This window comes from Enterobacter sp. SLBN-59 (genome assembly GCF_024807915.1).
In the GTDB taxonomy this organism is placed as follows: Bacteria; Pseudomonadota; Gammaproteobacteria; order Enterobacterales; family Enterobacteriaceae; genus Enterobacter; species Enterobacter asburiae_B.
The window spans coordinates 1,766,130-1,777,650 of sequence record NZ_JANUFI010000001.1; the positions used below are offsets into that span (position 1 = coordinate 1,766,130).

Sequence of the window (11,521 nt, forward strand, 5' to 3'; positions counted from 1 at the left end):
CGCGCCGACAGGCTATACCTAATGATGATTCTTACCACTCTCGTAACGAGGTCATCATGCAGATCGATTTAACAGGTAAAAAGGCGCTGGTTACCGGCGCCAGCCGCGGATTGGGTCGTGCGATTGCCCTGTCGCTGGCGCGCGCCGGTGCGGATGTGATTATTACGTATGAAAAATCTGCCGATAAAGCCCAGGCGGTCGCCGATGAGATTAAGGCGCTGGGGCGCCACAGCGAAGCCGTGCAGGCCGACAGCGCCAGCGCGCAGGCGATTCAGGATGCCGTCACCCATGCGGCGCGTTCCCTTGGCGGGCTGGACATTCTGGTCAACAACGCCGGGATCGCGCGCGGCGGCCCGCTGGAGTCCATGACGCTGGCGGACATTGACGCCCTTATCAACGTCAACATTCGCGGCGTGGTGATCGCCATTCAGGAAGCGCTGGTGCACATGTCAGACGGCGGGCGCATTATCAACATCGGCAGCTGTCTGGCAAACCGCGTGGCGCAGCCGGGCATTGCCGTTTACTCGATGACCAAATCGGCGCTGAACTCCCTCACCCGCGGGCTGGCCCGTGATTTAGGGCCGCGCGGCATTACCGTTAACCTGGTGCACCCCGGCCCCACCAACAGCGATATGAACCCGGAAGACGGGGAACAGGCTGACTCTCAGCGTCAGCTTATTGCTTTGGGTCATTACGGTCAGCCGGAAGACGTCGCGGCGGCGGTCACGTTTCTTGCCAGCCCGGCGGCCGGGCAGATCTCCGGCACCGGCCTGGATGTGGACGGCGGTTTGAACGCCTGATCGCAATCTCCCTGCAAGCCTCTGTCGCCCGGCAGAGGCGTTTCCGAGCATCCTCGACGGTTCGCGTTTTGCCGCTTTCTCCGGTTATTTCCCCGCTCTACAGTACCCCATTAGAAATTCGGAATTTATCTAATAGCCTTATTATTTCCTTATACTTTGTGTGGGCGTACAGTGGAGGTACGGATGAAGATTGTCTGGTCAAAGAATGCAAAGAAAGAGTTTTTCAAAATCGATGGCCGATATCAGCGAAGAATCAAAGCAAAACTTGCTGAGCTGGACGATCGCTCAGCTCCCCGGCCCGATATCAAAAAAATATCGGCAACAGAAAATCAATTCCGGCTACGCGTTGGCGATTACCGCATTCTGATTACACTTCGGGACGATCCCGATAACCATTGTTATGTTTTGGCCGTCAAGCGCAGAACATCAACGACCTACCTTCACGAGGAGAAAGCCCCCTATGGCTGTTCAGCTAATTAAGGACGATGACGGAAAAGCGCAGTACGTCGTTATTCCCTATGATGAATACTTTCGTATGTGCTTACAGATGGCAGAAATCGACGACGAAACCGATGATGATCTAGAGGATATTGAAGTCGAACACGATTGTTATGATGACGTAGGATTACCTGGTGAAGTGTGCGACGTCATGCATAACGAGAACGTCAGCCTGCAGGCCGCGTGGCGTATCCTGCGCGGCATGTCCCAGCAGGAGGTGGCGGAAAAACTCGGCATCACCCAGTCCGCCGTGTCGCAGCTGGAAGCGCTCGACTCCCGTCCGCAAAAGCGCACCCGTGAAAAGCTGGCAGCGATCTACGGCTGCAGGCAGGAACAGATCAGCCTCTATTTACCGAAAGAGGGTTAACAGCACTTCGCCCCGCCCTTGCCGCCGTAGCGGGCGTCCTGGCGGTCGCGGAAAAATTCTTCGTAGGTCATGGGCGTCTGGTCCGGATGGTTGACGCGCATATGCTCGACGTAGTTGTCGTAGTCCGGCACGCCAATCATCATTTTGGCGGCCTGGCCCAGGTACTTACCTGCTTTGGATAGAGTGTCGAACATAATCAGTTTCTCGTTTGTTTCCGGCCCTCTCCCGGAGGGTGAGGGCGGAGAAGAAATGTAGGCCGGGTAAGGCGAAGCCGCCACCCGGCAAACAGGTTAGTGCGCCCCTTTCGCCTGGGTCACAATCTCTTCCAGGTTTTCAGGCATCGGCTCGTACGGTGTTTCTTTCGCCGTTGGCTGATCGTTTTTCAACGCCGCCAGCGCGGTCTTGAGAGAATACAACGCCAGCACCACGACCACCACCATAAAGAAGATGGTCAGCCCGGCATCCAGACGGTTGTTAAACACCAGCTGGGACAGCTGCGACTCGGTGTACTGCGCCGGGATCTTGCCGCTGTCGATCATCGCCTGGAACTTGTTGGCGATCGCCAGGAAGCCCACCTTGTTGTCCGGGCTGAAGGCCTTCTGCCAGCCCGCCGTCAGGGTACAGATCAGCAGCCACGCGGTTGGCACCAGTGCCACCCACGCGTAACGCTGGCGCTTCATCTTGAACAGCACCACCGCGCAGAGCATCAGCGCCATGCCTGCCAGCATCTGGTTGGCGATACCAAACAGCGGCCACAGGGTGTTAATCCCGCCGAGCGGATCGACCACGCCCTGGTGCAGGAAGTAGCCCCACGCCAGCACGCACAGCGCCGTCGCCAGCAGGTTAGCCGGGAGCGAATCGGTACGCTTCAGGTTCGGGGAGATCACCCCCAGCAGGTCCTGCAGCATAAAGCGCGCCGCACGAGTTCCCGCATCCACCGCCGTCAGGATAAACAGCGCCTCGAACAGGATGGCGAAGTGATACCAGAACGACACGTCCATCAGCCCGCCCAGCGCGCCGTGAAGAATATACGCCATGCCGACCGCCAGCGTCGGCGCTCCGCCCGCACGGGAGATAATCGACTGCTCGCCCACTTCACTGGCGATGCTCGTCAACGTATCAGGGGTAATCGCAAAGCCCCAGCCGCTCACCACCTGCGCGGCGGACGCCACCACGTCAACGGTGCCAGCCGGTGCCAGTACCGCCATCGGGCTGTTCATCGCGAAATACACGCCCGGGTCGATGATACAGGCCGAGACCAGCGCCATGATGGCGACAAAGGATTCCATCAGCATGCCGCCGTAGCCGATCAGGCAGGCCTGATTTTCATTCGCCAGCATCTTCGGCGTGGTTCCGGATGCGATCAGCGCGTGGAAGCCCGACACCGCGCCGCAGGCGATGGTGATAAACAGGAACGGGAACAGGTTACCGGTCCAGACCGGGCCGGTACCGTCGATGAATTTGGTTAACGCAGGCATGGTCAGGGTCGGACGCATAATCAGAATGCCGATCGCCAGCCCGACGATGGTGCCGATTTTCAGGAACGTAGAGAGATAGTCACGCGGAGCCAGCAGCAGCCATACCGGCAGCACCGCCGCCACAAAGCCGTAGCCCACCAGCATCCAGGTCAGCTGGACGCCGGTAAAGTCGAAGAACGGCGCCCAGGTCGGGCTTTCCGCCACCCAGCCGCCGGAGATAATGGCGAACACCAGGAATACCAGGCCAATTACCGACACCTCACCAATGCGGCCCGGGCGCAGGTAGCGAATATAAATCCCCATAAACAGCGCCAGCGGAATGGTGAAGGCAACGGTATAGGTCCCCCACGGGCTGTGGGTCAACGCTTTCACCACGATCATCGCCAGCACCGCGAGGATGATCACCATGATCATAAAGGTCACCACCAGCGCAATTACCCCGGCGGTTGCCCCCATCTCCTCTTTCACCAGCTCACCCAGCGAACGCCCGTCGCGGCGGGTCGAGACGAACAGCACCATAAAGTCCTGCACCGCGCCCGCCAGCACCACGCCCGCGAGGATCCAGATCATCCCCGGCAGGTAACCCATCTGCGCCGCCAGCACCGGCCCCACCAGCGGGCCCGCTCCGGCAATCGCCGCAAAATGGTGACCGAACAGCACTTTTTTGTCGGTCGGCACGTAGTCCAGCCCGTCGTTATGGCGGACGGCAGGCGTCATGCGCGTCGCGTCAACGCCCAGAACGTTCTTTGCGATATAGCGGCCATAAAAACGGTACGCGATCAGATAAATGCAGACGGAGGCGACAACGATCCAGAGCGCATTGATCTGTTCCCCCCGGTTGAGGGCGATGTAGCCCAGGGCAAAGGCTCCCACAACGGAGAGCCCTGCCCATATAAGGTATTTCCCTGAGTTGTTCATAGTTGTTGTCCGTTGTTGTGAAACAGTGAGATGTTACATTTTGTTTCTAGAACAACCGGAAAAATTTAACAACTTTGAAACGCAATAATGCGTGGTCAAACCAGAGATTTACACCACAGTGTTAAGCCGATCACTTTGATCTGCCAGGCTTAGCCCAACACCATCGTGCTCAACCGACAGGTACAGCACCGCCGCCCCTGCTCGTCGAATACCACAATCTCCCAGCTCTGGCTCGACCGCCCCAGATGCAGCGGCTGACATACCCCGCGCACTTTGCCGTGAGAGACCGCACGATGGTGCGTGGCGTTAAGCTCCGTCCCCACCACGCTCTGCCCGTCGCGGGTCATCAGAAAGCCGGCCATCGACCCCAGCGTTTCCGCCAGCGCCGCCGACGCGCCGCCGTGCAGCAGGCCAAACGGCTGATGGGTACGCGCATCCACCGGCATCTCCGCTTCCAGCGTGTCGTCGCCGAGGCGGGTATAGACGATACCGAGATGCGCCACCAGGGTGTTCAGGCTGGTCGCGTTCAGCTCCTCGAGCGGTAAATGACGTTTCCAGATCATCTTACGCCCCCAGCGTGGAGCCGCCGTCCACCACGATATCCTGCAGGGTGATATGGCTGGCGGCATCGGAAGCAAGGAACAGCACCGTGCTGGCAATCTCCTGCGGACGAGCGATTTTGCACAGCGGAATGCCGAGCTTGAACTGCTCGCCAAAGCCGCGAATACGCTGCTGCTCCGCGTCGTTGCTTTTCCACAGGGTGCGCTGCATATCGGTATCCGTTGAGCCCGGCGACACCAGGTTACAGCGCACGCCGCTGCCCGCCAGCTCCAGCCCGACGGTCAGGGCCAGGCTTTTCAGCGCCGCCTTCGACGCGCCGTAGGCGCTCATGCCGATGCGCGGCGTGTGTGCCGCGTCGGACGCCACGGTGACTATCGCCCCGCCCTGCTGACGGCGAAACTGGCCCATCGTCTGCTGGAACAGGTTGAACGCGCCGCCGACGTTGACCGCGAAGGTCTGCTGCCAGTTCTCCTGCGAAAGCTGGTCCGTCGCCCCCATGCGCAGAATGCCCGCCGCGTTGACCAGCACGTCCAGCCGTTCAAGCGACGCCAGCGCGCGCCCGCACACTTCATGCACCTGCGCGGCATCCGCCACGTCCAGGGTTTCAGTGGCGAACGGATAATCCCCCAGCGGAAACGCCAGATCGAAGCCGGTCACCCGTGCGCCCGCCTCCACAAACGCCAGCGCCGTCGCGTAGCCAATCCCCTTACCCGCGCCCGTCACCCAGACGGTTTTACCGGTGAAATCCAGACCCATCACTTCACCTCGCGGGAAAGCAGCGCCCACCAGGCGTCGATGGTTGGATTTTTGGCCAGCATCACGAAGTCGATATCGCCGTGCACTTTGCGCCAGCGGGCGGCCAGCGCCATCATGCGCACCGAGTCCAGACCGTAGTCGATCAGGTTTTCGTCATCCATCGGCTCGTCGGACTCGTCCAGCAGCGGCAGGATCAGCTCACGCAGCGCGGCTTTGGTCGCCGGAACGGACGGCAGCAGCTCGTCGGTCATTACCACGCGGCCCGAGCGTCCGGCCACGTAGTTGAGCGACATCAGGTGCTCGTCGCGGGTGAAATCCGCCAGCGCGTCGGCGATAAAGAACGGTTTGATGTCGCGCATAAAGGCATCGGTGGCGGTGGTCATACAGCCGATGTGGGCGTAAACGCCGGTAATCAGCAGCTGGTTGCGTCCGGTTTCTTTCAGCATCTGCTCCAGCGGCGAGCGGTGAAACGCGCTGTAGCGCCACTTCACCAGCACCGTGTCCGCTTCGTCCGGGGTCAGTTCGCGGACAATGCGCTGCTGCTCCGGCGAGCGGGTCAGGCCCGGCCCCCACATGTCGTTCAGCAGGGCGCGGTCTTCGTCGCTCTGCTCTTTCGGCTGAGCGGTGTAGTACACGGGAATATTGTGCGCTTTGCAGTAAGCGCGCAGTCTGGCGATATTCGCCACCACCTGCTGCATCATCGCGCTGTTTTCGCCCCAGAAGTTCAGGAAATACTCCTGCATATCGTGGATCAACAGCGCGGCACGTTCAGGCTCAAACGCCCAGTTCACTTTACTGGTCGGCAGCTCTGCGGCGGTCGGCAGCGCGTAAGCGGTTAATTTTGGAATGGCCATACTCTGTTCCTCAGCCCCGGGCGCGTTCAGCAAGCCACAGGCGCAACTGTTTCTTATCGACTTTGCCGACCGGCGTCAGCGGGAGCGCATCCACGCTCTCCACGCGGTCCGGCAGCTTGAATTCGGCAACGCCCTGCTCGCGCAGGAAGCGGCGCACTTCAACCGCGCGCAGGGGCTGTTTCACCACCAGATACGCGCAGCTTTTTTCGCCCAGCAGGCTGTCCTCCATGCTCACCAGCGCGGCGTGGATCACCGCCTCGTGGCGCAGCAGCAGGTTTTCAATCTCTTCGGCGGCGATCTTCTCGCCGCCGCGGTTGATCTGATCCTTCTCGCGCCCCTGCACGGTGATGTAGCCCTGCTCGTCGATGGCGATCAGATCGCCGGAGCAGTAAAAGCCGTCGGCGTCGAAGGCGCTGGCGTTGTGTTCCGGGCTGTTGAAATAGCCGCGGAAGGTATACGGCCCGCGCGTCATCAGACGCCCGACCTCACCGCGCGGCAGCGGGTTACCGTGCTCGTCCGCCACCCACACTTCGTCGTCCGGGCACATCGGGCGGCCCTGAGTGTTGATGATGCGCTCCGGCAAGTCGTCGAGCGCGGTGTAGTTCACCAGCCCTTCCGCCATGCCGAACACCTGCTGAAGCTGGCAGCCGATTTCCGCCGGAATGCGCGCCGCGAGCGTGGCGGAGAGGCGTGCGCCACCCACCTGCAGCAGCCTGAGGGATTTGAGCTGCGCGTTGCCCGCGCCGTCGGCAATCGCCTGCAGCCACAGGCTCACCGCCGGAGGAACCAGCGAGGTGACGTTAATCTGATGCCGTTCAATCAGCGGGAAGCAGAGCGTGGCGCTCGGATCGTTCGCCAGCACTACGCACCCGCCCGCGGTGAAGACGCCTAACGATCCCGGCGAGCTCATGGCGTAGTTATGCGCCGCGGGCAGCGCGTTCAGATAACGCGTTTCGGCGGTGATGCCGCAAATCTCGTTGCTGCGGCGGATGCTGTAGTCGTAGTCGTTATGCGTGCGCGGGATCAGCTTCGGCGTGCCGGTGCTGCCGCCGGAAAGCTGGAAAAATGCCACTTCGTCAGCGGGCGTCGGGTTCGGGATGAAGTTGTCCGCCGGACGCGCAATCGCCGCTTCCAAGGCGTGTTCGTCCTTATCGCCGCGCAGCATTACAAGGCGTACCGAGCGATGCGCATCCACAAAGGCGTTGAGGAAATCATCGCCCGCAAACAGCGCGTGGTCGCGATCGGCAATCAGCACGGCGGGTTTGATCTGCTCCGCGTAGGCGTTCAGCTCGCTGCGCTGATGGCTAAAGAGCGCGTTAACCGGCGCGACGCCAATTTGCAGCAGCGCAAAGAAAGTGACGTAGAACTCGGCCACGTTACCGAGCTGCACCAGCGCGATCTCGCCGCGCTGCAGCCCGCGCGCCTGAAGAACGGACGCCAGGTTGTTCACCGCCTGATTAAACGCGCGGTAGGTGATGTGCCGCTCGCCGTCGACAATCGCCACGGCATCGCTGTCAGCGCGATCCGTCAGGATGTGGGTCAGCGGCTGATCCTGCCAGTAGCCTTTTTCGCGGTAGCGGCGGGCGAATTCCTCAGGCCAGCGGGTAAAAGGAATGGTCATGAGCGATCCTTAGTGCAAGCCAAACACGTTGAGCATGGTGGAGAGCTTCACGCCCGTTTCGCGCCATTCGCCCACCGGCGAAGAGGCAGGCACAATGCCCGCGCCGGCAAACAGGCGAACGCTATTTTCGCGAAGACGCGCGCAGCGGATGGTCACCACCCACTCGCCGTTACCTTCGCTGTCGCACCAGCCGACGATGCCGCCGAACAGCTCGCGGTCGAACGGCTCCAGCTCGGCGATCAGCTCTTTTGCCGCCTCATGCGGGAAGCCGCTCAGCGCCGGGGTCGGGTGCAGCAGGCAGGCCAGAGTCAGGGCGTTTTCGTTTTCACGCGCGTCACCTTCAACCGGCGTCGCCAGATGCCACAGCGTCGGCGTGGTGATGAGCTGCGGGGAAGACGGCATGCTCAGGTGGTGGCTGCGCGGTGCCAGAATGGCCTTCATTGCCTGAGTCACCAGGTCGTGCTCGTGACGGTCCTTTTCGGAGGCCAGCAGCTTATTGCCCGCTTCGCGATCTAATACGTCGTCCGGCTGACGACGCGCCGAGCCTGCCAGCGGCAGCGAGCTAAAGTGCGCGCCCTCTTTACGCAGCAGCAGTTCGGGGCTGGCGCCGAGCAGCACGCCGCCGTCTTCCAGCGGCACGTGGAAGTTAAAGCTCGCCGGGTTCTGGGCGATCAGCCTCTCCATCAGCGCGCCGCTGTCCATGTGTTTGTCGGTCGCGATATCAATCAGACGCGACAGCACGACCTTGTTCACCTGCGGCGTGGCGGTGAGCGACGCGGCGCGAGCGACCATCTCTTCAAACACGGGCTGCGGCGGGATCTCGGTGCGTTGTTCCACCTTCAGCGCCTGCGAGCCGGAAAAATAGCGTGCGGACTGCTGACGCGCCGGACGGGAAAAGGTCTGCCAGCGCTGCGGAATAAACAGAGAAGATGGCTTGCGGGTATCGAACGGAATAGCCCCCACCATCACCGGATGAGCGATACCGTTAGCTTTCGCATTCCGGAAGGCCTGGGCTAATTTTTGCTGGAATTGCCCGGCCGGATCGTCACCGCCGACGGCGGGTTCAGAGAAGCGGGCAAAACAGCCTGAGGTAGTAAAACTGCGGTAAGGCGACATAAAGAAAAAGCTGTCTGATTGCAGCGTGGTCGCGGTGTGCTGAACTTCCTCAGCCAGGGACGTGTCCATATCATCCTCCTCAAAATGATAAAAGAAGCAATAATGATTATCATTTATATTTTCGTCGGCTAACCTAATCCCACATCGCTTCGCTGTCAACCGTCGGACAAATAACTTATGCGACAAAAGCTTGCATCCCTTCGCATCAACCATGAAAATGAGAAGCATTATCTTCAACGAAAACAGGATGTCGCGCTGTGAAATTCCCTGCCCTATTCCGTAATACCCTGCTTTTATCTGGACTTTTTGTTTTAGGACTTGCCTCAGCCGCTGCCGCCGACTGGCCGCGTCAGGTGACCGACAGCCGAGGCGTTCACACGCTTGAGAGCAAACCGACGCGCATTGTCTCCACCAGCGTGACCTTAACCGGCTCCCTGCTGGCGATTGACGCGCCGGTCGTTGCCAGCGGCGCGACCACGCCGAACAACCGCGTGGCGGATGCGCAGGGCTTTTTGCGTCAGTGGGGTGATATTGCGAAACAGCGCAAGGTTGCGCGACTGTACATAGGCGAGCCAAGCGCCGAAGCGGTCGCCGCGCAAATGCCGGATCTGATTTTGATCAGCGCTACCGGCGGGGATTCCGCGCTGGCGCTGTACGATCAGCTCTCCGCCATCGCCCCAACGCTTATCATCAACTACGACGACAAGAGCTGGCAGGAACTGCTGACGCAGCTGGGCACCCTCACCGGGCAGGAAAAACAGGCCGCAGAGCGCATTGCCGCGTTTGATAAACAGCTCGCGCAGGTGAAACAGCAGATGAAATTGCCGCCGCAGCCGGTGAACGCCATCGTCTACACCGCCGCCGCGCACAGCGCCAACCTGTGGACCGCGGAATCCGCGCAGGGCCAGCTGCTGCATCAGCTGGGCTTTACGCTGGCGGATCTGCCCGCCGGGCTGCAGACCTCTAAAAGCCAGGGCAAACGCCACGACATCATTCAGCTGGGCGGTGAAAACCTGGCGACGGGGCTGAACGGCGAAGGGCTGTTTGTGTTTGCCGGCGATCGGAAAGACGTGGATGCGATTTACGCCAACCCGCTGCTGGCGCATTTGCCGTCGGTGAAAAACAAACGGGTCTGGGCATTGGGAACGGAGACGTTCCGCCTGGATTACTACAGCGCGGTGTTGGTGTTAGACAGATTGAATACGTTGTTTAAGTAGGCATTTTCCTCCCTCTCCCTGTGGGAGAGGGCCGGGATGAGGGCATCAGGCCGCACCGTCGTTCAACACACTCTCCTGCCTGAATCGGCGCAATTCTGCCAACGACATGAATAAAACCACGCCAATAATTGCCAGTACAAACCCGCCGCAGCTCGCCGAGGCCACCGGAGTCATCATCGCCCCCAGCCCGCCGAGGATCGCCGCGCCAATCGCATCGCCCGTGACGTTCTGCGCCGTCCACAGGCCGTTAATGCGCCCGAGCATCCCTTCCGGCGTCTGGGTCTGGATCAGGGTGTACTGCAAAAGCGAGCTGATGGCGCTCAGCCAGCCGAAAATCACGAGGCACAACGCGCCCAGCGCCCACACCGGCATCAGGCTGAAGAAGCCGATGGCGATAAACGAGGCCAGCGTGGCAAGCAGCATAATCAGCCCCGGACGCGCGTTCTGCGCCAGGTTGCCGCTGGTCAGCGCCCCGCACGCCGCGCCGAGCGGAATGGCAGCGTAGAGAATGCCAATCTCCGAGGCGCTCATCTGCCACTGTCCCGCCAGCGCCGGGTAGAGCACGCGCACGGCGCTCGCCATGGTCAGCAGGCCGCCGAGCAGCGCAATCCCGCCAATCAGCGGGTTGCTGAACAGGAAACGAATCGCGGCCATCAGCGATTTCAGCGGATGCTCGCGCGGCTGCGGCGGAGGCGGCAGCAGCGGCAGGCGCAGCAGCGTCAGCGTGGTGATAAAGGTTCCCGCCGCCGCAAGCCCGTAGTTCCAGGCCACGTTGCCGGTCGCCAGCAGCAGGCCGCCCACCATCGGCGAAATCACCGAGCCCAGACGCACGGTGAGCATGGTGATCGCCCCCGCCTGCATCAGGTTCTCGCGCCCGACCAGCGCGGGCGTCGCCGCCAGCAGCGCCGTCACGCCCAGCGAGGCGAAGAAACCGTCCCACAGCCCCAGGGCATAAATCGCGAGCAGCGACGGCTCCGGCAGCATCGCGTTCAGACACAGCCCAATAAAGCCCACGCCGCAGGTGCCGCGCGCCAGCAGGATCAGCTTTTTACGCTCGTAGCGGTCCGCCAGCACGCCGCCGACCATCAGGCCGATGAACATCGCCCCGCCGGTTAAGGTGACGGATAACCCCACCAGCCAGCTGGAGTGCGTCATGGTCTGGATCTGGACCGGCACGGCCACGCCGAGCAGCCCGAGGGACAAAATGGAGATAAAGCGAGCGATAAAAACGGCGCGATACGCCGGGTGCGTTTTCAGCAGGCTGAGGTTGAGCAGCCAGGATTTTTGATTCATGACAAAGCCTTGAGTCTATTTCTACCCATTCCATGGGCGCAC

12 protein-coding genes are annotated in these 11,521 nt (G+C 61.1%); 4 read left to right on the plus strand and 8 right to left on the minus strand.

Annotated features, from left to right (window positions below; genetic code table 11):
• Positions 1-56: 56 nt before the first annotated feature.
• From M2422_RS08415 to M2422_RS08425, 3 genes are all read left to right on the plus strand, one after another.
• Positions 57-800, plus strand: coding sequence for an SDR family NAD(P)-dependent oxidoreductase (locus M2422_RS08415; protein ID WP_032661029.1), 744 nt, complete (start codon positions 57-59; stop codon positions 798-800).
• Between the two features lie 183 nt (positions 801-983).
• Positions 984-1,280, plus strand: a complete 297-nt coding sequence (locus tag M2422_RS08420) for a type II toxin-antitoxin system RelE/ParE family toxin (RefSeq protein WP_047749439.1) — start codon at positions 984-986, stop codon at positions 1,278-1,280.
• Entirely contained in the window at positions 1,261-1,665 is a 405-nt protein-coding gene (locus M2422_RS08425; protein WP_033144901.1) for a helix-turn-helix domain-containing protein, read from the plus strand. The genes M2422_RS08420 and M2422_RS08425 overlap by 20 nt, the downstream gene beginning before the upstream one ends.
• Here M2422_RS08425 and M2422_RS08430 read toward each other — a convergent pair.
• From M2422_RS08430 to entC, 7 genes are all read right to left on the minus strand, one after another.
• The gene (locus tag M2422_RS08430; RefSeq protein WP_006809671.1) at positions 1,662-1,859 is read right to left on the minus strand and encodes a YbdD/YjiX family protein; all 198 of its coding nucleotides are present in this window, start codon (positions 1,857-1,859) and stop codon (positions 1,662-1,664) included. The two genes, M2422_RS08425 and M2422_RS08430, sit on opposite strands and share 4 nt — an antisense overlap.
• 96 nt (positions 1,860-1,955) lie before the next feature.
• Complete coding sequence (gene cstA, locus M2422_RS08435) at positions 1,956-4,061, minus strand: pyruvate/proton symporter CstA (protein ID WP_064673628.1); 2,106 nt, start codon at positions 4,059-4,061, stop codon at positions 1,956-1,958.
• 149 nt (positions 4,062-4,210) lie between these two features.
• Complete coding sequence (gene entH / locus M2422_RS08440) at positions 4,211-4,624, minus strand: proofreading thioesterase EntH (RefSeq protein WP_023310710.1); 414 nt, start codon at positions 4,622-4,624, stop codon at positions 4,211-4,213.
• A gap of 1 nt (position 4,625) precedes the next feature.
• On the minus strand, positions 4,626-5,381 hold the full coding sequence (gene entA / locus M2422_RS08445; protein WP_155739956.1) for a 2,3-dihydro-2,3-dihydroxybenzoate dehydrogenase EntA: 756 nt from the start codon (positions 5,379-5,381) through the stop codon (positions 4,626-4,628).
• Complete coding sequence (locus M2422_RS08450) at positions 5,378-6,232, minus strand: isochorismatase (RefSeq protein ID WP_033144898.1); 855 nt, start codon at positions 6,230-6,232, stop codon at positions 5,378-5,380. Before M2422_RS08450 ends, entA begins: the two co-directional genes overlap by 4 nt.
• A gap of 10 nt (positions 6,233-6,242) precedes the next feature.
• Positions 6,243-7,853 (minus strand): (2,3-dihydroxybenzoyl)adenylate synthase EntE, encoded by a 1,611-nt coding sequence (gene entE, locus M2422_RS08455; protein WP_064673626.1) that lies wholly within the window; start codon positions 7,851-7,853, stop codon positions 6,243-6,245.
• A gap of 9 nt (positions 7,854-7,862) precedes the next feature.
• Complete coding sequence (gene entC / locus M2422_RS08460) at positions 7,863-9,038, minus strand: isochorismate synthase EntC (protein ID WP_048975908.1); 1,176 nt, start codon at positions 9,036-9,038, stop codon at positions 7,863-7,865.
• Between the two features lie 188 nt (positions 9,039-9,226).
• On the opposite strand from entC, the gene fepB reads away from it, so the two are divergent.
• Entirely contained in the window at positions 9,227-10,186 is a 960-nt protein-coding gene (fepB, locus tag M2422_RS08465; RefSeq protein WP_064673625.1) for a Fe2+-enterobactin ABC transporter substrate-binding protein, read from the plus strand.
• 45 nt (positions 10,187-10,231) lie between these two features.
• Here the strand turns inward: fepB and entS are convergent, their stop codons facing one another.
• Positions 10,232-11,479, minus strand: coding sequence for an enterobactin transporter EntS (gene entS, locus M2422_RS08470; RefSeq protein ID WP_064673624.1), 1,248 nt, complete (start codon positions 11,477-11,479; stop codon positions 10,232-10,234).
• Positions 11,480-11,521: the final 42 nt, after the last annotated feature.